This window comes from Georgenia sp. M64 (assembly GCF_038049925.1).
In the GTDB taxonomy this organism is placed as follows: Bacteria; Actinomycetota; Actinomycetes; order Actinomycetales; family Actinomycetaceae; genus Georgenia.
In genome coordinates this window covers 621,891-644,287 of record NZ_CP145809.1, presented here as the reverse complement: position 1 = coordinate 644,287, position 22,397 = coordinate 621,891, and the positions used below count along the sequence as shown (strand labels likewise).

Genomic DNA, 22,397 nt, shown 5'->3' with positions numbered 1-22,397 from the left:
AGACGCGTCTGTTCAGGCGTTCGCGCCGCTCCTAGAGTCGGCCACATGTTCCGTCGAATGTGCCGCTGACGCGCACGTTCGGCATGCCCTGACGTCGGCTCTCCGCCGCGTCACCCCGGGACCTCACGACGGCCCGCCGGGACCGGGCGCCCCCTCGGACGTGCACGTCACTGCCGGCCCCCTGCGGGCTGACGGGACAGCGGCGACGCCGAGCCTCGTCTGCCCGCTCCACTCCCCCGAACCAGGAGCCACCATGAGCAGCGAGACCCCCCAGAGCTGGGCCTTCGAGACCCTTCAGATCCACGCCGGACAGACCCCCGACAGCGCCACCGGCGCGCGGGCCCTGCCGATCTACCAGACCACCTCCTTCGTCTTCGAGGACGCCGCCCAGGCGGCCGGCCGGTTCGCCCTGGCCGAGGCGGGCCCGATCTACACCCGCATCACCAACCCCACGCAGGAGGCGGTCGAGTCCCGCATCGCCGCGCTCGAGGGCGGGATCGGCGGACTGCTGCTGGCCTCGGGTCAGGCCGCGGAGACCCTGGCGATCCTCAACATCGCCGAGGCCGGCGACCACGTCGTCTCCAGCCCCAACCTCTACGGCGGCACCTACAACCTCCTCCAGAACACGCTGACGAAGTTCGGGATCACCACGACGTTCGTCGAGGACGCCGACGACCCGGAGTCCTGGCGCGCGGCCGTGCGGCCGAACACCAAGCTGTTCTTCGGCGAGACCATCGCCAACCCCAAGAGCGCCGTCCTCGACATCGAGGCCGTGGCCGCGGTGGCCCACGAGGTCGGCGTTCCCCTCGTCGTCGACAACACCATCGCCACGCCGTTCCTCATCAAGCCGCTCGAGCACGGCGCGGACATCGTGCTGCACTCCGCCACGAAGTACCTCGGCGGGCACGGCACCTCGATCGCCGGCGTCATCGTCGACGGCGGCACGTTCGACTGGTCGGCCGACCCCGAGCGCTTCCCCAACTACAACACGCCGGACCCCAGTTACAACGGCCTGGTCTACAAGGACCTCGGCGCCCCCGCCTTCATCCTCAAGGCCCGGGTCCAGCTCCTGCGCGACCTCGGCCCGGCCGTCTCGCCGTTCAACGCCTTCCTCATCGGGCAGGGGCTGGAGACGCTGTCGCTGCGCATCGAGCGGCACGTCGCCAACGCCCGGCGCGTCGCGGAGTTCCTCGAGGGCCAGGAGCAGGTCACGCGCGTCGCGTACGCCTCGCTGCCGTCCTCCCCGTGGTACGACCTCGCGCAGCGGTACGCCCCGCGCGGCGCCGGCGCGGTGCTGGCGTTCGAGCTGGCCGGCGGCTACGCGGCGGGCCTGGCGTTCGTCGACGCGCTCAAGCTGCACTCCAACGTCGCCAACATCGGCGACGTGCGCTCCCTCGTCATCCACCCCGCCTCGACCACCCACTCCCAGCTCTCGCCCGAGGACCTCGCGGCCTCCGGCGTGAACCCGGGCCTGGTGCGTCTCGCGGTGGGCATCGAGAACATCGACGACATCCTCGCCGACCTCGAGCTGGGACTGGCCGCAGCCGCGTCCTTCACGTCCGAGCCGGCCGGCGCGGAGGCCTGAGCATGCCGGGCACGCAGGGCACGCCGGGGTACGGGGCACCCGACGGAGCGCCCGGCCACCCCCGGCCGGGCGGCGCCCCCGCGCCCCGGACCCTGCGCGCCCGGCCCGTCCGCCGCGAGCGTGACCCCGCCACCCTCCCCGCGACGGGGGCGTGGCGCCCGGGCGACGACCCCGGTCCGCGCCTGTTCGCCGACATCGGCGCGCTCCCCCTCGAGGGCGGCGGCCGCCTGCCCCACGTCCGGATCGCCTACGAGACGTGGGGTGAGCTCAACGAGGCCGGCGACAACGCCGTCCTGGTCCTGCACGCCCTCACCGGCGACTCCCACGTCACCGGGCACGCCGGCGACCCCGAGGGCGACGGCTGGTGGTCCCAGGTGGTGGGACCGGGCCGGGCGATCGACACCGACCGCTACTTCGTCGTCGCCCCCAACGTCCTCGGCGGCTGCCAGGGCACGACCGGTCCGTCCTCCCCGGCCCCCGGCGGCGCACCGTGGGGGTCGCGGTTCCCGCTCCTGACCGTGCGTGACCAGGTCGCCGCCGAGGTCGAGCTGACCGACCTGCTCGGCATCGAGCGGTGGGCGCTCGTCGTCGGCGCGTCCATGGGTGGGCACCGGGTCCTGGAGTGGGCCGTCACGGAGCCCGAGCGGGTCGGGGCCGTCGCCGTCGTCGCCTCGACCGCGCAGAGCTCGGCGGAGCAGATCGCCTGGGCGCACGCCCAGCTCCAGGCGATCGAGCTCGACCCGGGCTGGCGCGGCGGGGACTACTACGACGCCGCCCCGGGGCACGGTCCCCACGCGGGCCTGGGCCTCGCCCGGCAGATCGCCCACACGACGTACCGGACCCCCACGGAGCTCGACGGCCGGTTCGGCCGGCTGCCCCAGCACGCCGAGGAGCCGCTGGAGGGCGGCCGGTACGCGGTGCAGTCCTACCTCGACCACCACGCGGGCAAGCTCGCCGCCCGCTTCGACGCGAACACCTACCTCACCCTCACCCGGTCCATGGTCACCCACGACATCGGCCGTGACCGCGGCGGCGTCGAGGCGGCCCTGGACCAGGTCACCGCCGAGGCGCTCGTCGTCGCCGTCGACAGCGACCGGTTGTTCTTCCCGGCCGAGTCCGAGCGCATCGCCGCCGGGATCGCCGGCGCCGGGCCCGTCGCGTACGTCCGCTCGCCCTACGGCCACGACGGTTTCCTCATCGAGCACGACCAGGTGGCCGCCCTGCTGGGCCGGTTCCTCCGGGCCGTGGCGCCGGTGGGACGACCGGCGCGCTGACCCGGCCGCTCCCGGCCCCCCGACGAGCCCTCGCGACGACGCGCCCGCGCGCCGGGCCGGCGAGGCATCATGGGTGCATGGTCAAGGACCCGCCGGACGACGACGTCGTCCCCCCGCGCTCCGAACGGGTTCGGCAGGCGGTGGCGGCGCGGCTGCGCGCCGGCGGGACGGGGACCACGTCGACGCCGGACGGCACCGGCGCCACGGAGGGTGCTGCGAGCCAGGCCGAGGCCGTGCCGGAGCAGGCCGTCGTCTTCCCCCCGCCGCCGCCGGCGGACCGGTGGGTCGAGGACGTGCTCGGGGCGGGCTTCGAGGCCCGGACGCTGCCCCTCCACGACGACGACGAGGGTGAGGTCGTGGCCACCCTCGTGCGCCACGTCCCGGTGTCCGACCCCGAGGCCCTCACGGGTACGCCGTCGACGCCGACCTTCACCGTGCTGTACGTCCACGGCTGGAACGACTACTTCTACCACCGGGAGCAGGCGCGGGAGTGGTCCGCCCTCGGCGGCGCCTTCTACGCCCTGGACCTGCGCAAGTACGGCCGCTCGCTCCGGTCGCACCAGACCCGCGGCTACGTCGAGAACCTCTCCACGTACGACGAGGACATCCACGCCGCCCTGGAGGTCCTGCGGGCCGAGCACGGCGTCGGCACCGACCTGGTGCTCGTCGGGCACTCCACCGGCGGTCTCACCACGGCCCTGTGGGCGCACCGGCACCCCGGGGCGCTGCGGGCGCTGGTGCTCAACTCCCCGTGGCTGGAGCTGCAGGGCACGTCGCTGCTGCGCACGCTCTCGACCCCCCTCGTGGGCAGCCTCGCCCGGCTCCAGCCCCGCTCCGTCCTCCCCACCGCCGACCCCGGCTTCTACCAGCGCGCCCTCATGGGGTGGACCGAGGCGGACGGCCCCGTCCCCGCCGGCTCCGAGGACGACCCGTTCGTCACCGGCTGGAACCCCGAGCCGGCCTGGCGGACCTCACCCGCGGCGCCGATCAGGGCGGGCTGGCTCGCCGCGATCCTCGCCGGTCACGCCCAGGTCGCCGCCGAGCTCGAGATCAGCTGCCCGGTGCTGGTGATGACGTCGGGACGCTCGTTCGTCAGCCCGCGGTGGTCCCAGCAGATGCGCGAGACCGACACCGTGCTCGACGTCGAGCAGATCCGCCGCCGCGCGCTCCAGCTCGGCCCGCTGGTCACGGTCGCACGGTTCGACGGCGCCATCCACGACGTCACGCTCTCGGCCGCGGCGGTGCGCCGGCGGGTCTACGCCGAGCTGCGGCGCTGGGCCCGCGCCTACGTCCTGCGCTGAGCTCCGGCAGGGCTCGCGGCCGTCGTGCGACGCAGGACTGCGTCCCGGGTGGGGGCGCCGGGCCGGGTTGCGCCGGAATCTCCGGAGGGAAGGATGGAGCAGGTCAGGTAGCAAACGGAGGAGGGCCGTCTCATGTCCGAAATGTCGCACCAGGCCGATCGCCCGTCGGGCTCCGCCGCCGGCGGCAGAGACGGCGGCGGCGGAGACGGCGGCCGCCCGCACGGGGGTCAGGAGCAGTCCCACGAGGGGCACGGCCAGTCCCACGAGGGGCACGGCCAGTCCCACGGCAAGGGGATGTACCTGCGGTTCGCGGCGATGATCCTCACCGGGATGGTCGTCATGTACTTCGTGATGTTCGTCGGCTCGTGGGAGTGGAGCCACATCCGCTTCAGCCAGAGCCGGGTGTTCATGGCGATCACCATGGGCGGCGCGATGGGGCTGGTGATGCTCGCCTGGATGCTCAACATGTACAAGAGCGCCAAGGCCAACATCGCCGTCGTCGCCGTGAGCCTCCTGCTCCTCGGCGGGGGGGCCGCGCTCGACCGCAGCCAGGCCACGGTGGACGACACCTCCTTCATGCGCGGGATGATCCCTCACCACTCCCTGGCGATCACCCGCTCGGAGCGGGCCGGGATCGAGGACGTCCGGGTGTGCGAGCTGGCCGTGGAGATCAGCGAGGCGCAGCGCCGGGAGATCTTCGAGATGGACTGGCTGATCGAGGACATCGAGCGCAACGGGGTGGCCGCGACCGCCGAGGAGGCGCAGGCCCGGCCGGTGCCCGAGTACGAGGAGCCGGCCGAGCGCGACTGCGCCGGCTGACCCCCCGGAGCGAACACCTGCTCCGGGCGCGGCCGCCTGGACACTCAGCCGGATCCTCGGCGCTCAGCCGGACCCTGGACACTCAGCCGGACCGGCGGCCACCGCACTCAGCGGCGGCGGTCCCGTCGCTCAGCCGCGTCGGCGGCCACCGTTCTCGCGTCCCGCAGCGGCAGCCAGCTCGGACCGGGCGTCGGCCAGGGTGGGACCCGCCTCCCCGAACCGCCACACCCGCCAGCCGTCGACGTCGTCACGACCCGACGCGGCGGTCGCCGCGGCGTCGGGGTCGAGGAAGGTCGCGCCGTCGGGGAGACGGATCATCCCGTCGGCCGTGAGGATCGCCTCGTGGCGCACCCCTCGGCGCAGCTGGTGCCACACCAGGACGGTGTCCGAGCCGAGGGACGCGGCAACGACGACGAGGCCCTCCCGGTCCTCGTCCCCGGGCTCGTCGCTGCCGGCGGCCGTCACACCGTCGTCGCTGTGCGCGCCGTGGACCGGCACCCCCATGGGGGGCGTGCTCTCCTCCGAGCCACGGTTGCGCGGGAGTGCGCCGCTCGTCTCGTCGGGCTGCCCCGCGGCGGCAGGCCCGTCCGGCACACCGGCGGGCTCGTCCGCGGTGCCGCCGGGTTCGTCCGGCACACCGGCGGACCCGTCCGCGGTGCCGCCGGGTTCGTCCGGCACGCTGCCAGGCTCGTCCGGCGAGTACTCGCGCGGCCGGGCGGTGGCGGTGATCTCCACGGAGCGCTCGCGAGAGGTGAGCAGCGCACCGCCGGCCTCGAGCAGGTCGGGGCGGAGCTCGTTGATCTCGAGGAACTGGCGACCGTTGCTCATGCGCCGCACGGCGATCTCGTGGACGACGACCCCGGAGTCACCGAGCACCTCCAGCGCCGGGCGCACCTCCTCCTCGACGGTGCCCGCGACGACGACGAGGCGAGGACCCGGCGTGGTGCGCGGCGGCATCGACTCACGGAAGAGGTTCCACTCCCGGCGGAAGGCGTCGGCGCCGCGCGGGTAGAGCCCGCTCAGCTCGGCCCAGCCGAGGTCCGCGTTGCGGCCCGAGCGCGACAGCGCCGCGACCAGTGCGGCCGAGTCGAGCCGGTCGACGACCTCGACGGTCACGACCTGCCCGGAGGCGTCCATCGCCGTCAGCCGTGGTGAGGCCGCCGTGGCGCCGTAGGTGCCCGCGCGCCGGACGTCGCCGTACCAGCTCACGGGGAACAGCGGCCGCTGGACCACCTCGAGGACCTGGTCGCGCACCGCCTGGAGCACCTCGGGGTCGATGTCCTCGGTCACGGCGTGCCCGAACTGGGCAGGGACGAGGCGGCCCTCGTCGAACTCGAAGAACGGCATACGACGTCGACCTGACTGTCTCGCGGGTGGGTGGGATCGGCCTTCATCTTCTCACGACGCCGACCGCCGCGAAGGGTCGCGGGGACCCCGCCCGGACCCGCACCACCCGGTCCCGGACGGGTGGCGCGATGCCTTCAGCGGTCCCCGGTGAGGAGCTGGGCGAGGTGGACCCCGTGGCGCCCGGCGAGCTGCTCGGCCTGGGTGCGGCAGGAGAAGCCGTCGGCGAGATAAACCGTCTCCGGGCCTGCCGCGCGCAGGGCCGGCAGCAGGGCGTTCTCGGCGACGGCGACCGACGTCTCGTAGTGCCCGGCCTCCATCCCGAAGTTGCCGGCGAGACCGCAGCACCCGGCCAGGGTGGTGACGCGTGCCCCGGTGCGCGCCAGGAGCGCGGCGTCGGACTCCCACCCCATGACGGAGTGGTGGTGGCAGTGCGGCTGCGCCACGACCTCGACGCCCTCGAGCGACGGCGGGACCCAGTGCGGGCCGGGCCCCACCGGGGCCGGTGCGGTGAGCAGCTCGGCGAGGGTGTAGGTGTGCGCGGCCAGCATCGGTGCCCGCGGGTCGTCCGGGAGGAGGTCGACCATGTCCGAGCGGAGCACCGCGGTGCAGCTGGGCTCGACCCCGACGACGGGGATGCCGTTCGCCGCGTAGGGGGCCAGCACCCCCAGGAGGTCCCTCAGCCGCTTCTTCGCCCCGTCGAGCTGGCCGGTGGAGATCCAGGTGAGGCCGCAGCACACCTGCTCCCGGGGGACGATCACGGTGTAGCCGGCGCCCTCGAGGAGCGCGACCGTGGCGCGTGCCCCGGCGCCGTCGAGGGTCTCGGAGAAGGAGTCGGCCCACAGCACGACGAACCGCGCGTCGGTGTCGGTGGCGGTGCCGGTCTCGGTGCGGTTCCCGGTCTCGGTGCCGGTGCCGGTGCGGGACGGGAGCACGGCGCCGCGGGAGGTCGCGCTGCCCCCCTCACGCCGGCGCCACCAGCGGGAGAAGCGCTCGTCGGCGAAGCTCACCATGGAGCGCCGCGGGTCCATCCCGCCGGCGGCCAGCACCGCCCGCGCGACCGGGCGTGCCCCGAGCACGACGTTGGCCAGCCGCGCCAGGGCAGGGACGGCCGTGACCATCGCCGACCACCGCGGCAGCTGGCCCAGGAGGTAGTGGTTGCGGGGGCGGACCTTCCCCTTGTAGGCGCGGTGGAGCACCTCGGACTTGTAGCGCGCCATGTCGGTGCCCGTGGGGCAGTCCGAGGAGCAGGCCTTGCAGGACAGGCACAGGTCGAGCGAGGCCAGCACCGCCGGTGAGTTCCAGTCCCTCACCAGCGAGCCGTTGGTCAGCTCCTGCAGCACCCGCGCACGGCCGCGGGTGACGTCCTTCTCGTCCTTGGTGGCCTGGTAGCTGGGGCACATGAACCCGCCCGCGGCGGAGGTGTCGGCACGGCACTTGCCCACGCCGGTGCAGCGGTGCACCGCCGTCGCGAAGTCCCCGCCGTCCTCGGCGAACGCGAACCCGTCGGCGGCAGGCGTGAGCCTGGCGTAGGGGCGGCGCAGGTCGGCGTCCAGGGGCCGAGGGTCGACGACGACGCCGGGGTTGAGCAGCCCCGCCGGGTCGAACAGCGTCTTGACGCGGGCGAAGAGGTCGACGACGTCGGGGCTGTAGATCCGGCCGAGGAGCTCCGAGCGTGCCCGCCCGTCGCCGTGCTCGCCCGAGAGCGAGCCGCCGTAGGCGGCGACCAGGTCGGCGCTGGCCTCGAGGAACGCCCGGGACGGCCCGATGCCGGCCGGCGTCTCGAGCGGCAGGTCCAGGCGCACGTGCACGCACCCGTCCCCGAAGTGGCCGTACAGGAGCCCGTCCACGCCACGGTCGGCCATGAGGGCGGTGAAGTCGCGGAGGTAGTCCCCCAGCCGCTCCGGCGGGACCGCCGCGTCCTCCCACCCCGGCCAGGCCGGCGCACCGTCGGGCGTCCGACCGCCGAGGCCGGCGCCGTCGGCCCGGATCCGCCACAGGGCGGCGGCCTCGGCGCCGGCCGGGACCACCCGGACCGCGGAGGTGCCGCCGTCGGCCGCGAGCGCGCGCGCCCGGGCCAGGGCGTCGGCGGGGTCGCTCCCGCCCACCTCGACGATGAGCCAGCCCGCCCCCTCCGGGAGCTCGGGCACGGCGGCGGGGCCGTGGTGGCGGCGCACGACGTCGACGAGGCGTGAGTCCAGGCCCTCGACGGCGAGCGGCGCGTGGGCGAGGAGGGCCGGGACGGCGTCGGCGGCCGTCGCCATGTCGGGGTAGCCCATCGCGACGACGACGGGCGCGGTGGGCAGCGGGACCAGGTCGACGGTGGCGCCGAGGACGGTGACGAGGGTGCCCTCGGTGCCGACGAGCATCTTGGCGAGGTCCTGGCCGTTCTCGGGCAGCAGGTGCTCGAGGGAGTAGCCGGAGACCTGACGCTTGAACCGGCCCAGCGCCGTGCGGATGGTCGCGAGCTCCGCGGCGACGAGCCTGTCCAGCCCGGGCACGGCCGCGAGCGCGTCCGGACCGGCGCCGGCGACGAAGCGCCGGCCGGTGCCGTCGACGACGTCGAGCGCGCTGACGTTGTCGGCGGTGCGGCCGTAGGCCACCGCGTGCGGGCCGCAGGCGTTGTTGCCGATCATCCCGCCCAGGGTCGCGCGGTTCTGCGTGGAGGGGTCGGGGCCGAACCACAGCCCGTGCGGCCGGGCGGCCGCCTGGAGCGAGGACATCACCACCCCGGGCTGGATCACCGCGGTGCGAGCGTCGGCGTCGACTCGCTCGATCCGGTGCATGTGCCGGGAGAAGTCCAGCACCATGCCCGGCCCGACGGCGTTGCCGGCCACGGAGGTCCCGGCGCCGCGGGCGGTGACCGGCACCGCCAGGCGGCGGGCGACGTCGAGTGCGGCGAGGGTGTCGTCCTCGTCGCGCGGGGTCACCACCACCTGCGGCACGACGCGGTAGTTCGAGGCGTCCGTGGAGTACTCGGCGCGGCGACGCTCGGAGGTGTCCACCTCCCCGTCCACGGCGGCGTCGAGCTCGGCGGCCAGGTCGGCGCTGGTGACGGTGCTCACGGCGGCCAGTGTGGCACGCGCCGTCCGGGACCCGGTCGGCGTCGCCACCCTGTGGCCGGCCTGCCTCAGGTGGCGTGTGCGGTCGCAGCGACGGCGCTCCCGCGGGCGCGCGCGTGCAGGGGGGCGGGGGAAGGGGATCTCCCGCGCCTCGTCGCCGCCAATGATCACTCTGTGACCGAGCGATCCCTCCGCACCACTCTCACTCGGCAACACGGGGAGCGCTCGGCAACACGGGGAGCGCTCGGCAACACGGGGAGCGCTCGGCAACACGGGGATCGCTCGCGCCTCGTCGCCGCCAACGATCACTCTGTGACCGAGCGATCCCTGCACACCACTCTCACTCGGCAACACGGGGAGCGCTCGACAACACGGGGAGCGCTCGACAACACGGGGATCGCTCGGCAACACGGGGAGCGCTCGGCAACGCCGGGATCGATCGACACAGATCGCCGCGACGACCGCTCAATTCTCGCGCACGGACCGATCAGCCTGCGCTCGCCCGGCGCTCAGCGCGCGGGCACCGGCCGCACCGCCACCCGGTGGGCGGTCGCGGCGTCGACCGCCAGCCGGCAGCCGGCCGCGGCCACGACGATGCCGCCGAAGGCGGCGTGCTGGGTGACGCGCAGGAGCGCGCCCGGCCGGAGGCCGAGCTCGGCGATCCGCGAGCGCACGTCGTCGTCGACGTGCACACCCAGGACCCGCACACTCGCCGGCACCGGGCAGTCCGATAGCCACATGGTCAGAGCGTGTCGGGTGGCGCCGACGTGTGCTCGGGACGTTGGTCCCGACGCCTGGCCGGTGGCGCCGCGGCGCCGGACGCACCTGAGGGCTGCCGGCCGAGCCCGGCAGCCCTCAGCGCGACGGCGGCGTCAGGCGGTCGCATCCTCCCCGGCCAGGGCGGCGGCGCGACCGGCCTCGAGCCGGGCGATGGGGACCCGGAACGGCGAGCAGGAGACGTAGTCCAGCCCGGCGTCGTGGAAGAAGTGGATCGACTCGGGGTCGCCGCCGTGCTCACCGCACACCCCCATGTGCAGGTGCGGCTTGGTCGAGCGCCCCCCGGTGACGCCGGAGACCACCAGCGCCCCCACGCCGTCGGCGTCGAGGGTCTCGAACGGGGAGATCGTCAGGACGCCGTTCTCCAGGTAGTCGGCGAAGAACGCTCCCTCGACGTCGTCGCGGGAGAACCCCCAGGTGGTCTGGGTGAGGTCGTTGGTGCCGAAGGAGAAGAAGTCCGCCTCCTCGGCGATGCGGTGCGCGGTCAGGGCCGCCCGGGGCAGCTCGATCATGCAGCCGATGGGCAGGTCGAGCGTGACGCCCGCCGCGGCGCCGACCTCGGCGAGGATGCGCACGGCCTCCTCCCGGACGATCTGGAGCTCACGCATGGAGCCCACCAGCGGGACCATGATCTCCGGCAGCGGGTTCCTCCCGGCCTTGCGCAGCTCCACGGTCGCCTCGGCGATGGCCCTGATCTGCAGGGCGAACAGGCCCGGGATCTTCAGCCCGAGGCGCACGCCACGCAGGCCGAGCATGGGGTTCTGCTCGTGCATGCGCTGGACGGCGGCGAGCAGCTTGACCTCGCGCTCGTCGACCTTCCCGTGCTCCTTGGCCAGGGCCACCTTGACGGCGAGCTCGGTGAGGTCGGGGAGGAACTCGTGCAGCGGGGGGTCGATGAGCCGGATGGTCGTGGGCAGGGAGTCCATGGCGTCGAGGAGCTCGACGAAGTCGGTGCGCTGCAGGGGCAGCAGCTCCTCGAGCGCCGCGAGGCGCGCCTCGTCGTCCTCGGCCAGCACGACGTGCTCGATGTAGACGCGCCGGTCACCGAGGAACTGGTGCTCGGTGCGGCACAGCCCGATGCCCTCCGCGCCGCGGTCGCGGGCGCGGCGGGCGTCCTCGGCGGTGTCGGCGTTGGCGCGCACCCGCATGCGGCGCACGTCGTCGGCGTGGCCGAGCACCCGGTCGATGGCGTGGACGAGCTCCTTCGTCGCCTCGTCCTCCGCGGCGGCGAGGCCGGCCTCGAGGCCGGAGGAGATGTAGATCATCACCGGGGAGTCGACGACGGGCACCTCGCCGAGGAACACCTCACCGCTCGAGCCGTCGATGGCGATGGTGTCGCCGGCGTGCAGGACCGTGCCGTTGATGCGCACCTCGCCGCCGGCCCGGTCGACGTCGAGCTCCTCGGCACCGACCACGGCGCACTTGCCCATGCCGCGGGCGACGACGGCGGCGTGGGAGGTCTTGCCGCCGCGCGCGGTGAGGATGCCGTCGGCGACGATCATGCCCGCGAGGTCGTCCGGGTTGGTCTCGCGGCGCACGAGGATGACCTTGGCGCCGGCGGAGGTGCGCTCGATCGCCTGGGCGTTGTCCAGGACGATCTCGCCCACCGCCGCGCCTGGCGAGGCCGGCATGGCCTTGGTGAGGAGGTGGCGCTCGGCCTCGCCGTCGAACTGGGGGAAGAGGAGCTGGCTGAGCTGGGCGCCGGTGCAGCGCGAGATGGCCTCGTCCATGGTGATGAGGTGCTCGTCGACGAGCTGGGTGGCGATGCGGAAGGCCGCGGCCGCGGTGCGCTTGCCCACCCGCGTCTGCAGCATCCACAGCTTGCCGCGCTCGATCGTGAACTCGATGTCGCACAGGTCGCGGTAGTGGGTCTCCAGACGGCGCATCGCCTGGCGCAGGTCGTCGTAGGACTTCTTGTCCAGCGTCTCCAGCTCGGCCAGCGGCAGGGTGTTGCGGATGCCGGCGACGACGTCCTCGCCCTGGGCGTTGGCGAGGTAGTCCCCGTAGATGCCGGAGTGCCCGGTGGACGGGTCACGGGTGAAGCACACGCCCGTGCCCGAGGTGTCCCCCAGGTTGCCGAAGACCATCGTGACGACGTTGACGGCGGTGCCGAGGTCGTTGGGGATGCGTTCGCGACGCCGGTACAGACGCGCGCGCTCGGTGTTCCACGAGTCGAAGACCGCCTCGATGGCCATGTCGAGCTGCTCGCGCGGGTGCTGGGGGAACTCGCGCCCGGCGTCCTCCTGGACGATCGCCTTGAACTCCGCGACGAGCTCCTTGAGGTCCTCGGCCGTGAGGTCGATGTCGGTCGCCGCGCCGGCGGTCCGCTTCTTCTCGTCCAGCGCGTGCGCGAAGTGCTCCCCGTCGATGCCCAGGACCGTCTTGCCGAACATCTGGATGAGCCGGCGGTAGGAGTCCCAGGCGAAGCGCTCGTCGCCGGAGAACTCGGCCAGCCCCTTGACGGAGGCGTCGTTGAGCCCGATGTTGAGGACGGTCTCCATCATGCCGGGCATGGAGAACTTGGCGCCGGAACGCACGGAGACGAGCAGCGGCTCGTGGAAGTCGCCCAGCCGCCGCCCGATCGTGTCCTCGATCTCGCGCACCGCCATCGTCACCTCGACCCGGAGCTCGGGCGGCACGTGGCCGTCGCGCATGTAGGCGCGGCAGGCCTCGGTGGTGATCGTGAAGCCCGGGGGCACCGGCAGTCCGAGCTTGGTCATCTCGGCGAGGTTGGCCCCCTTGCCGCCGAGGAGGTCCTTCTGGTCCTTGCTGCCCTCGCTGAAGCGGTACACGTACTGCGGCATCACGCGCCTCCTGGCTCCCGGCGCCCGTCCGTGCGCCTCGATCATCAGACTATGGGTGACCTGGGTCACGCCCCCAGGTTATGGAGTGGAGCACGTCACAGGGGTGACTTACGGCCTACGTCCCGATTCGCCCGCCGGAGCCTCGTCCGGCCCGTCCGGGAGGTGCCGCTCGGCCGGGCCGTCGTAGGCGCTCAGCGGGCGGATGAGCGCGTTGTCGCCCGCCTGCTCCATGATGTGCGCCGTCCAGCCGGTGACCCGCGCGGCGACGAAGATCGGGGTGAAGGTCGCGGTGTCGAACCCCATGAGGTGGTACGCCGGGCCCGAGGGGTAGTCGAGGTTGGGCTCGATGCCCTTGCGCGCAACCATCGCCGCCTCGAGCCGGTCGTAGACCTCGGCGAGGTCGGGGCGGGCGTAGTGGGCGACGAGGGTGTCCAGGGCGGCCTTCATCGTCGGGACCCGGGAGTCGCCGTGCTTGTAGACCCGGTGGCCGAAGCCCATGATCTTGCGTCGCTCGGCCAGGGCCCGGTCCAGCCACGCCTCGGCCCGCGAGGCGTCGCCGATCTCGTCGAAGACGTGCATGACGGCCTCGTTCGCCCCGCCGTGGAGGGGACCCTTGAGGGCCCCGACCGCGCCGACGACGGCGGAGTACATGTCCGACATCGTCGAGGTGATGACCCGGGCCGTGAACGTCGAGGCGTTGAAGGAGTGCTCGGCGTACAGCACCAGGGAGACCCGGAAAGCGTCGACGACGACGGGGTCGGGGACCTCCCCGAAGGTCATGTGGAGGAAGTTCTCGGCGTAGCCGAGGTCGTCCCGGGCGGGGACGGGCTCCTGGCCGCGCCGGCGACGCTGGTCGTACGCGACGACGGCGGGGATGCGGCCCAGGAGCCGAACCGACCGGGTGCGGGCGGCCTCGGACGAGGGGTCGCCGGCGGCCGGGTCCTGGGCGCCGATGAGGCTGACCGCCGTGCGCAGGACGTCCATCGGGTGGGCGGTGACGGGCACGAGGTCGACGACGGCGCGCACGTCCTCCTCGAGCCCCCGGTTCGCCCGCTCCAGCTCCTGCAGCGCGGCGAGCTCGGCCGCCGTCGGGAGCTCGCCGTGCCACAGCAGGTGCGCCACCTCCTCGAGGCTGCACCGGGCGGCGAGCTCCTGCACGGGGTAGCCGCGGTAGAGCAGCGAGTTCGTCTCGGGGTTGACCTTGGAGATGGCCGTGGTGTCGGCGACGACCCCGGCCAGGCCCTTGCGGACCTGGGTGGTCTCGGTCATATCTCGCTCCTTTGCGTGAGGGACCGCGTGATCAGCGGCCGGGGACCGTGAAGGTGAAGACGCCGGCGTCGAAGGTGTTGTAGGCCGGGTAGTCGAGGAGCTCGTAGAGCCGCGCGCGGTGCTGCATGCCCGCGACCTCCGAGCGCAGCGAGCCCTCGGCCACGAGGGTGTCCAGCGCCCGCTCGGCGGCGCCCATGGCGACGCGAAGGAGGGAGACGGGGTAGATGACGATCCGCGCCCCCGCGGAGGCGAGCTGGTCCTCGGTGAAGAGCTCGGACTTGCCGAACTCGGTCATGTTCGCCAGCACCGGGACGTCGACCGCCGTGGCGACCGCCTCGAGCTCGGCCAGGCCCGTCATCGCCTCGGGGAAGATGGCGTCGGCCCCGGCGTCGACGAGCGCGCGCGCCCGCTCCAGCGTGGCGTCGAGACCCTCGACCGCGCGGATGTCCGTCCTGGCCATGATGAGGAGGTTGGGGTCCCGGCGGCCGTCGGCCGCGGCGCGGATGCGCTTGACGGCGGTGTCCGTCCCGACCACCTGCTTGCCGTCGAGGTGCCCGCAGCGCTTGGGGTTGACCTGGTCCTCGATGTGCAGGCCCGCCACCCCGGCGTCCTCGAGCTCCTGGACGGTGCGGGCGACGTTCATCGGCTCGCCGAACCCGGTGTCGGCGTCGACGAGGGCCGGCAGGTCGGTCATCCGGGCGATCTGGTGGCTGCGGCCGGCGACCTCGGTCGCCGTCGTCAGACCGATGTCGGGCAGGCCGAGGTCGGCGGACAGGACCGCCCCGGAGATGTAGACGCCCTCGAAGCCCTTGTCCTGGATGAGCCTGGCCGAGAGGGGGTTGAAGGCACCGGGGAAGCGCAGGAGGCCGGGCCCGGCCAGGGCCGCGCGCAGGGCGGCACGCTTCGCGGCCGCGGTGGTGGGGGCGTAGAGCATCAGAAGATCCCCTCGGGTGCGGTGACGGAGGACATGAGGGCGGCCGGGGCGACGACGGTGAGCCCGCCGAGCTCGTCGGGCCGCAGCTCGGGCAGGCGCTGGGCGACGTCGAGGAACCGCCGGATCTCGGCGGGCTCGAGGACGCCGTCGGCGAGCGTGCGGAACTTCTCCACGTACTGCTCGCGGGCGAAGGGCCGGGCGCCGAGGGGGTGGGCGTCGGCGACGGCGATCTCCTCCACCACCTGCGTGCCGTCGGTGAGGGTGATCTCGACCCGGCCGCCGAAGGCCTTCTCGGCCGGGTCGGCCGAGTGGTAGCGCCGGGTCCAGCCGGGGTCCTCGGCGGTGGTGACCGTGCGCCACAGCGCGACGGTGTCGGGGCGGGCGGCCCGCTCGGGGGCGTAGGAGTCCACGTGGTGCCACCGCCCGTCCTGCAGCGCGACGGTGAAGATGTACGGGATCGAGTGGTCGAGGGTCTCGCGGGACGCGGCGGGGTCGTACTTCTGGGGGTCGTTGGCCCCGGAGCCGATGACGTGGTGGGTGTGGTGGCTCGTGTGGATGACGACCGACGCCACGTTCGCGGGGTCCGTCAGCTCCGGACGCTCGCGGTGGAGCCGGCGGGCGAGGTCGATGAGCGCCTGGGACTGGTACTCCGCGGAGTGCTCCTTGGTGTACGTGTCCAGGATCGCCCGCTTCTCCTCGCCCGGGCCGGGCAGCGGGACCTCGTAGTGGGCGCCCGGACCGTCGAGCATCCAGGCGATGACGCCGTCCTCCCCCTCGTAGATCGGGGTGGGGGAGGTCTGGCCGCGCATGGCGCGGTCGACCGCCTCGACCGCGACCTTGCCGGCGAAGGCCGGGGCGTAGGCCTTCCAGGTGGAGATCTCGCCCTTGCGGGACTGGCGGGTGGCGGTGGTCGTGTGCAGGGCCTGGCCCACCGCCTGGAAGATCACCTCGGGGGCGAGCCCGAGCAGGGTGCCGATGCCCGCGGCCGCGGAGGGGCCCAGGTGGGCGACGTGGTCGATCTTGTGGGCGTGGAGGCTGATCGAGCGGACGAGGTCGACCTGGATCTCGTACCCGGTGGCGAGGGCGCGCACGAGCTCGGCTCCCCCGAGGTCGCGCCGCGCCGCCAGGTGCTGGGCGACTGCGAGGATCGGGGGGATGTTGTCGCCGGGGTGGGAGTACTCCGCCGCGAGGAAGGTGTCGTGGTAGTCCAGCTCGCGCACCGCGACGCCGTTGGCCCACGCGGCCCACTCCGGGCTCACCCGCTCGGCCGTGGGCAGTCCGACGACGGTCGCGCCGGGCGTGCGGGGGTGGGCCGTCGCCTGCGCGCGCGCCGCCACGACGGGCGCGCGCAGGAGGGACGCGGTGGCCACGGCGGCGTTGTCGATGACCCGGTTGACCACCATCTCGGTCACCTCCGGGGCCACCGCCACGGGGTCGGCGGCGACCTCGGCGATCTTCCACGCGAGCTGGTCGGTGCGGGGCAGGTTCGCGCTCGAGGGGTGGACACGGACGTGGTGGGTGATCACTGGCTGCCTCCTGGGGCGGGTGCGGGCGGGGCGGAAGGGCTGGGGGCGGCCCGGTCGAGCGCGGCCAGGATGGTCTCCAGGCTCGAGCGCAGGTGCACCGCCGTGGCCTGGGCCGCGAGGGTCTCGTTGCCCTCGGCGACGGCACCGGCGATGAGGGCGTGCTCCTCGGCGGCGCGGGCGAGCCGGCCGGGGTTGTCCTGCGAGAGCCGGCGGGCCCGGGCGACGTGGCTGCGCAGACCGACGAGCGACCGGCGCAGGTACGGGCTGCCCATGGCCTCGTCGAGGGCGGCGTCGAGCTCGGCGACCAGCGCGAAGTAGGCGTCGCCGTCCGGGCGGTCCGCCACCTGCGCGGAGAGCTTCTCGCGCAGCGCGGTGAAGACGGCGCGGTCCCCGCGACGCGCCGCGAGCCTGGCCGCCTGGGTCTCCAGGGCCTCGCGCAGCTCGAACAGGTGGGTCACGTCCACCGCCGACAGGCTGGAGACGACGAGGGTGCGGCCCCGACCGGTCACGGCCAGCCCCTCGGCGGCGAGCCGCCCGAGCGCCTCGCGCAGGGGTGTCCGCGAGACCCCCAGGCGCGCGGACTGCTCCACCTCCCCCAGGACCGTCCCCGGGGCGAGGCGCCCGGTGACGATCTCCTCCCGGAGGGAGGCGTAGACCCGTTCGCTGGCGCGCACGGGTCCGACGGTACCCGTCGACGCGCGGTTTGTATACAAACACGGCTCGCACGGCCGGGTTCCGACGCCGGAAGTGCGCGTCTGCATACAGGAGGTGGTTGCGCGAGCGCTCGTGCGCCGCGCGGTCCCACCGGTACGGTGGGCCTTCCGGAGCGATGGGGAGGTCGGCGATGACGGCGGCGCAGATGGGCACGTCGGTGCTGGCCCGGGTGGAGGGCCGGGTCGGCCACCTCACCCTCAACCGGCCGAGCGCGATCAACGCGCTCGACGCTCCCATGCTCACCGCCGTCGGTGCCGCGCTCGCCGGCTGGGAGCACGACCCCGCCGTCGCCGCCGTGCTGCTCGACGGCGCCGGCGACCGGGGACTGTGCGCCGGCGCCGACGTGCGGGCGCTGCGCAGCGCCGTGCTCGACGGCGAGGCCGCCCGCGCCCTGGACTTCCTCCGCCAGGAGTACCGGCTGAACGCCCGGATCGCGGAGTACCCCAAGCCGGTGCTCGCGGTCATGGACGGGATCACCATGGGCGGCGGGGTGGGCCTGAGCGCCCACGCCTCGCTGCGGGTGGTGACCGAGCGGTCGCGCGTCGCGATGCCCGAGACGCGCATCGGCTTCGTCCCCGACGTCGGCGGCAGCCACCTCCTCGCCCGCGCACCGGGCCTGACCGGGGTCCACCTCGGCGTCACGGCCGCCGTGGCGGGACCGGGGGACGCGATCTACACCGGGCTGGCCGACCACTTCGTCCCCGCCGAGTCCCTGCCGGCCCTGACGGCCGCGGTCCTGGAGGACGGCGATCCCGCCGGTGCGGTCCGTGCCCTCGCCGTCGCGCCCCCCGCCGGCGAGCTGGTCGGCCACCGCGCCTGGATCGACGAGTGCTACGACGCCCCGACGGCGCTGGCGGTCGTCCGGCGCCTGGCGGCCCACCCCCACCCCGCCGCGCGTGGGACCGCCGAGGTCATCAGGTCCCTCTCCCCCACCGCCGTCGAGGTGGCCCTGGCGACGCTCACCCGCGCCCGGGGCGGGACCCTGCGCGAGGCGCTGCAGCAGGAGCTCCGCTCGGGGGCCGGTCTCGCGGCGCGCGCGGACTTCACCGAGGGCATCCGCGCCCAGCTGGTCGACAAGGACCGGCGCCCGCGGTGGGACCCGCCCACCCTGGAGAAGGTCGACCCGGCGGTCGTGGCGGCCGTGCTCGACACCGACGTGCCGCCGCTGTTCCCGGCGCCGGAGCCGCCCCGGACGGCCTGACCCGACCCCGGCCCGGCGGGGTCGAAGGTCCTCCGGCGGGGCGCGGCCGCCGCCCTACGGTGGAGGTGGTCGAGACGGGCAGCCGCCCGCCACCACTGTCGACGACGGGGTTGCCATGTACGCAGACCTCCGGGCGGCCGAGGGCGCACCGCTCCAGGCCGTGTTCGGACCGTTCGAGATGACGGCCCTCTGGGTCATCCTCGCCATCTCCCTGCTGGCACTGGCCTTCGCGTACAAGCTCGTGCGCGAGGTGCTCGGGGCGCCGCAGGGCACGGTCAAGATGATCGAGATCGCCGGCGCCATCCAGGAGGGCGCCCGCGCCTACATGGCCCGCCAGATGCGCACGGTGTCGTGGTTCATCCTCGTCCTGGGCGTGGTGCTGTTCTTCGCCCTGCCCGTCGCCGCCGACGCCGCGCACTCCGAGCTGGTCCTGCGCGCGGGCCGGTCCCTGGCGTTCGTCCTCGGGGCGGCGTTCTCCGCGCTGACCGGCTACGCCGGGATGTGGCTGGCCGTGCGCGCGAACGTGCGCACCGCCGCCGCGGCCCGCGAGAGCGGCGCGCGGCGGGCCATGCGCGTGGCCTTCCGCGCCGGCGGTGTGGCCGGGATGTTCACCGTGGGCCTGGGTCTGCTCGGCGCCACCGTCATCCTCCTCATCTACCAGCAGGACGCCACCGCCGTCCTCGTGGGCTTCGGCTTCGGCGGCGCGCTGCTGGCGATGTTCATGCGCGTCGGCGGCGGCATCTTCACCAAGGCCGCCGACGTCGGCGCCGACCTCGTCGGCAAGGTCGAGCAGGGCATCCCCGAGGACGACCCCCGCAACGCCGCCACCATCGCCGACAACGTCGGCGACAACGTCGGCGACTGCGCCGGCATGGCCGCCGACCTCTTCGAGTCCTACGAGGTCACGCTCGTCGCGGCCCTCATCCTCGGCGCGGCCGCGTGGTCCGGCTCCGCGGCCGGCGCCATCGCCGGGGTGATGTTCCCGCTGCTCGTGCGCGCGGTCGGCGTCCTCACCTCGATGGTGGGCATCGTCGCGGTGAACCCGCGCGGCGACGACGAGCACGGCATGCGGGCCATCAACCGCGGCTTCTTCCTCTCCGCCGGCCTCTCGGCCGCCGCGGTGCTGGCCCTGTCCGGCTGGTACATGCAGGACCTGCGACCTGCCGTCGCCGTGATCCTCGGCCTCGTCCTGGCCAGCGTCATCCAGGTCCTCACCCAGTACTTCACCGACGCCCGGTACCGCCCGGTCAAGGAGGTCGCCGAGTCCACGCGCACCGGGCCCGCGACGACGATCCTGTCCGGCTTCTCCCTCGGGCTGGAGTCGACCGTCTGGGCCATCCTCACCATCGCGCTGGTGATCCTCTCCGCGTTCGCGATGGGCGACGGCGCCGCCGAAGCCCTGTACTTCATCTCCCTCACCGGCATGGGCATGCTCACCACCGTCGGTGTCATCGTCTCGATGGACACCTTCGGCCCCGTGGCCGACAACGCCCAGGGCATCGCCGAGATGTCCGGGGAGTTCGAGGGCGAGGCCGCCCGGTCCCTCGGCCGGCTCGACGCCACCGGGAACTCGACCAAGGCGATCACCAAGGGCATCGCCATCGCCACCGCTGTCATCGCCGCCACCTCCCTGTTCGGCTCGTTCGAGGAGGCGCTCCGCGCGGCGGGGATGCAGTTCGAGGGCATCCGGGTCGACCAGCCCGACGTGCTGGTCGGCCTGCTCATCGGCGGTGCGGTCGGCTTCCTCTTCTCCTCGCTGCTCATCCGCGCGGTCTCCCGGGCGGCCGGCGAGGTCGTCGTCGAGGTGCGCCGGCAGTTCCACGACGAGCCGGGGATCATGACCTACGAGGTCCGTCCCGACTACGCCCGCGTGGTGGACCTGTGCACGAAGCGGTCGCTGCACGAGCTGCTCACACCGGGCCTGCTGGCCGTGCTCACACCGGTGGCGGTCGGGTTCGCACTCGGCGCCGAGGCGCTCGGGGCGTTCCTGGCCGGCTCGATCCTCACCGGCCAGCTGCTCGCCGTCATGCTGTCCAACGCCGGCGGCGCCTGGGACAACTCCAAGAAGTACATCGAGGACGGCCACCTCGGCGGCAAGGGCTCCCCCCAGCACGTGGCCGCCGTCATCGGCGACACCGTCGGCGACCCCTTCAAGGACACCGCCGGCCCGTCCCTCAACCCGCTCATCAAGGTGATGAACCTCGTCGCCGTCCTCCTGGCGCCGCTCATCGTCTCGGTCCAGGGCGACGGCGTCGTCCGGGCCGTGGTCACCGTCGCGGTCCTCCTCGCTCTCGGGGCGGCCATCAGCCGGTCCACCCGGCAGCCGTCGGTGGACCTCCTGCGCCCGGCCGGTCCCGGGCGGCGCCCGGTCGTCCCGGGCTCCCCGTCGGGCGCCCCGGGCACGCCGACGGCGGCCGGGGCGGGCGCCGACGACCCGGCGGCGGCGGTGACCGCGGCCGCCCCGGTGACCGAGGCAGCCGCGGCCAGGCCCACCGCGGCGGACGAGCTGGGCGAGAGCGCCCGGCACCGGTAGCGGCCCCGGACGCGGACGGCCCCACGGGATGTCTCCCGCGGGGCCTCGCCACCCTTGCGCGGGGCGGTGGCGCGTCGAGCGTTCTCGCTACTTGAAGGCGTCCTTGACGTTCTCGCCGGCCTGCTTGATGTTCGCGCTGGCCTGGTCGCCCTTGCCCTCGGCCTCGAGCCGCTCGTTGTCGGTCGCCTTCCCGGCGCCCTCCTTGACCTTGCCGCCCGTCTCCTCGGCAGCGTTGCGGATCTTGTCGTCCAAGCCCATCTCGTGCTCCTGTCCTCGGTCGGCCCCCTGGGGGGATGCTCGTCACGCTACGTCCGCCCCGGTGACCCCGCATCCGGAGGACACCCGTTCCCGGGACACGGAGGCACACGCCCGGCTCGGTGGTGTTCACTCTCCCCGTGCCCACCAAGCCCTTCGCGCTGCTCGCCTCGCGGAGCGAGGACGCCGCCGCCGACGGCGAGTACGCCTCGTTCCTCCGGCTCACCGGCCTGCGCGCCGACGAGCTCGTCCGGATCCGGATGGAGTCGGGGCGGTTCACGCCGCTCGACCTCGACCGGTTCGCGGGGACCTTCCTCGGCGGCAGCCCCTTCACGACATCGGTGCCGGCGGAGCACAAGAGCGACGACCAGCTGCGGATCGAGGCCGAGCTCGACGTCGTCCTGGGCGAGATCCACGAGCGGGACCTGCCCTTTCTCGGCACGTGCTTCGGCATCGGGGCGTTGGGCCGGGTCGCCGGCGGCGTCGTGGACGGCACGTACGCCGAGAGCACCGCCGCCGTCGAGATCAGCCTCACCGACGAGGGCCGTGGCGACCCCCTGCTCGCCGGGATGCCGCCGACGTTCGCCGCCTACGTCGGCCACAAGGAGGCCTGCACGGTCCTGCCGCCGGGGGCGGTGCTCCTGGCCCGGTCCGAGGCCTGCCCGGTGCAGATGTACCGCCTGGGCCGCAACCAGTACGTCACCCAGTTCCACCCGGAGACCGACCGCGACGCCGTCATCACCCGCATGAGCGTCTACCGCCACGCCGGGTACTTCCCCGCGGAGGAGTTCGAGTCGGTGGTCGTGCGCGTCAGCGGCGTCGACGTCACCGACTCCCACGAGGTCGTGCGCGCCTTCGTCCGGCGCTACGCCCGGCCCGCCTGACGGGCGGTCCCGGGTCCGCCGGGGAGCCGCAACCGCGAAAGACGGCAGCGTCGCGAGGGCCGACAACGCCGCGACGGCCGACGACGCCGAAGGGCCCGGCGGCCGTGGCCGCCGG

General features: G+C 74.0%; 16 protein-coding genes. 7 read left to right on the top strand and 9 right to left on the bottom strand.

All coding sequences use genetic code 11. The features are described 5' to 3' along the window. The first annotated feature begins 253 nt into the window (after window positions 1-253). From AAEM63_RS02830 to AAEM63_RS02815, 4 genes are all read left to right on the top strand, one after another. Window positions 254-1,585: a bifunctional o-acetylhomoserine/o-acetylserine sulfhydrylase gene (locus AAEM63_RS02830; protein WP_341360185.1), complete on the top strand. Its 1,332-nt coding sequence runs from the start codon at window positions 254-256 to the stop codon at window positions 1,583-1,585. 2 nt (window positions 1,586-1,587) lie between these two features. Continuing rightward, window positions 1,588-2,859, top strand: coding sequence for a homoserine O-acetyltransferase (locus AAEM63_RS02825; protein ID WP_341360184.1), 1,272 nt, complete (start codon window positions 1,588-1,590; stop codon window positions 2,857-2,859). Window positions 2,860-2,936: 77 nt separating this feature from the next. Beyond that, window positions 2,937-4,160 (top strand): alpha/beta hydrolase, encoded by a 1,224-nt coding sequence (locus AAEM63_RS02820; protein WP_341360183.1) that lies wholly within the window; start codon window positions 2,937-2,939, stop codon window positions 4,158-4,160. Between the two features lie 132 nt (window positions 4,161-4,292). Further along, window positions 4,293-4,979 carry a DUF305 domain-containing protein gene (locus AAEM63_RS02815; protein WP_341360182.1) on the top strand — a complete coding sequence of 229 codons (687 nt, stop codon included), beginning with the start codon at window positions 4,293-4,295 and terminating at the stop codon, window positions 4,977-4,979. 129 nt (window positions 4,980-5,108) lie between these two features. Here AAEM63_RS02815 and AAEM63_RS02810 read toward each other — a convergent pair whose 3' ends face one another. From AAEM63_RS02810 to AAEM63_RS02775, 8 genes are all read right to left on the bottom strand, one after another. Beyond that, a complete protein-coding gene (locus AAEM63_RS02810) occupies window positions 5,109-6,326 on the bottom strand; it encodes a hypothetical protein (RefSeq protein ID WP_341360181.1) in 1,218 nt (405 codons plus the stop codon). Window positions 6,327-6,460: 134 nt separating this feature from the next. Next, window positions 6,461-9,388 (bottom strand): FAD-linked oxidase C-terminal domain-containing protein, encoded by a 2,928-nt coding sequence (locus AAEM63_RS02805; RefSeq protein ID WP_341360180.1) that lies wholly within the window; start codon window positions 9,386-9,388, stop codon window positions 6,461-6,463. A gap of 506 nt (window positions 9,389-9,894) precedes the next feature. Next, the gene (locus AAEM63_RS02800; protein WP_341360179.1) at window positions 9,895-10,125 is read right to left on the bottom strand and encodes a FeoA family protein; all 231 of its coding nucleotides are present in this window, start codon (window positions 10,123-10,125) and stop codon (window positions 9,895-9,897) included. A 132-nt stretch (window positions 10,126-10,257) separates the two neighbouring features. Further along, on the bottom strand, window positions 10,258-12,966 hold the full coding sequence (gene ppdK / locus AAEM63_RS02795; protein ID WP_341360178.1) for a pyruvate, phosphate dikinase: 2,709 nt from the start codon (window positions 12,964-12,966) through the stop codon (window positions 10,258-10,260). Window positions 12,967-13,074: 108 nt separating this feature from the next. Continuing rightward, entirely contained in the window at window positions 13,075-14,235 is a 1,161-nt protein-coding gene (locus tag AAEM63_RS02790) for a bifunctional 2-methylcitrate synthase/citrate synthase (protein WP_341360177.1), read from the bottom strand. Between the two features lie 31 nt (window positions 14,236-14,266). Then, window positions 14,267-15,169 carry a methylisocitrate lyase gene (prpB, locus tag AAEM63_RS02785; protein ID WP_341360176.1) on the bottom strand — a complete coding sequence of 301 codons (903 nt, stop codon included), beginning with the start codon at window positions 15,167-15,169 and terminating at the stop codon, window positions 14,267-14,269. After that, complete coding sequence (locus AAEM63_RS02780) at window positions 15,169-16,695, bottom strand: MmgE/PrpD family protein (RefSeq protein ID WP_123916865.1); 1,527 nt, start codon at window positions 16,693-16,695, stop codon at window positions 15,169-15,171. Before AAEM63_RS02780 ends, prpB begins: the two co-directional genes overlap by 1 nt. Further along, window positions 16,692-17,369 (bottom strand): GntR family transcriptional regulator, encoded by a 678-nt coding sequence (locus AAEM63_RS02775; protein WP_341360175.1) that lies wholly within the window; start codon window positions 17,367-17,369, stop codon window positions 16,692-16,694. Before AAEM63_RS02775 ends, AAEM63_RS02780 begins: the two co-directional genes overlap by 4 nt. 170 nt (window positions 17,370-17,539) lie before the next feature. Here AAEM63_RS02775 and AAEM63_RS02770 point away from each other — a divergent pair, with 170 nt between their 5' ends. Together AAEM63_RS02770 and AAEM63_RS02765 are read left to right on the top strand one after the other, a co-directional pair. Further along, on the top strand, window positions 17,540-18,610 hold the full coding sequence (locus AAEM63_RS02770) for an enoyl-CoA hydratase/isomerase family protein (protein ID WP_341360174.1): 1,071 nt from the start codon (window positions 17,540-17,542) through the stop codon (window positions 18,608-18,610). A 178-nt stretch (window positions 18,611-18,788) separates the two neighbouring features. Then, on the top strand, window positions 18,789-21,143 hold the full coding sequence (locus tag AAEM63_RS02765; protein WP_341361288.1) for a sodium-translocating pyrophosphatase: 2,355 nt from the start codon (window positions 18,789-18,791) through the stop codon (window positions 21,141-21,143). Window positions 21,144-21,230: 87 nt separating this feature from the next. On the opposite strand, the gene AAEM63_RS02760 is transcribed toward AAEM63_RS02765, so the two are convergent. Then, window positions 21,231-21,401 (bottom strand): CsbD family protein, encoded by a 171-nt coding sequence (locus AAEM63_RS02760; RefSeq protein WP_123916857.1) that lies wholly within the window; start codon window positions 21,399-21,401, stop codon window positions 21,231-21,233. Window positions 21,402-21,538: 137 nt separating this feature from the next. Between AAEM63_RS02760 and AAEM63_RS02755 the strand changes: the two genes are divergently transcribed. After that, window positions 21,539-22,282 carry a glutamine amidotransferase gene (locus AAEM63_RS02755; RefSeq protein WP_341360173.1) on the top strand — a complete coding sequence of 248 codons (744 nt, stop codon included), beginning with the start codon at window positions 21,539-21,541 and terminating at the stop codon, window positions 22,280-22,282. Window positions 22,283-22,397 lie beyond the last annotated feature (115 nt).

Coding starts and splice junctions, on each gene's coding strand:
- AAEM63_RS02810 (WP_341360181.1), bottom strand. CDS start 6,326: ATGCCGTTCTTCGAGTTCGACGAGGGCCGCCTCGTCCCTGCCCAGTTC.
- AAEM63_RS02820 (WP_341360183.1), top strand. CDS start 2,937: ATGGTCAAGGACCCGCCGGACGACGACGTCGTCCCCCCGCGCTCCGAA.
- AAEM63_RS02830 (WP_341360185.1), top strand. CDS start 254: ATGAGCAGCGAGACCCCCCAGAGCTGGGCCTTCGAGACCCTTCAGATC.
- AAEM63_RS02815 (WP_341360182.1), top strand. CDS start 4,293: ATGTCCGAAATGTCGCACCAGGCCGATCGCCCGTCGGGCTCCGCCGCC.
- AAEM63_RS02800 (WP_341360179.1), bottom strand. CDS start 10,125: ATGTGGCTATCGGACTGCCCGGTGCCGGCGAGTGTGCGGGTCCTGGGT.
- AAEM63_RS02790 (WP_341360177.1), bottom strand. CDS start 14,235: ATGACCGAGACCACCCAGGTCCGCAAGGGCCTGGCCGGGGTCGTCGCC.
- AAEM63_RS02760 (WP_123916857.1), bottom strand. CDS start 21,401: ATGGGCTTGGACGACAAGATCCGCAACGCTGCCGAGGAGACGGGCGGC.
- AAEM63_RS02770 (WP_341360174.1), top strand. CDS start 17,540: ATGACGGCGGCGCAGATGGGCACGTCGGTGCTGGCCCGGGTGGAGGGC.
- ppdK (WP_341360178.1), bottom strand. CDS start 12,966: ATGCCGCAGTACGTGTACCGCTTCAGCGAGGGCAGCAAGGACCAGAAG.
- AAEM63_RS02765 (WP_341361288.1), top strand. CDS start 18,789: ATGACGGCCCTCTGGGTCATCCTCGCCATCTCCCTGCTGGCACTGGCC.
- prpB (WP_341360176.1), bottom strand. CDS start 15,169: ATGCTCTACGCCCCCACCACCGCGGCCGCGAAGCGTGCCGCCCTGCGC.
- AAEM63_RS02825 (WP_341360184.1), top strand. CDS start 1,588: ATGCCGGGCACGCAGGGCACGCCGGGGTACGGGGCACCCGACGGAGCG.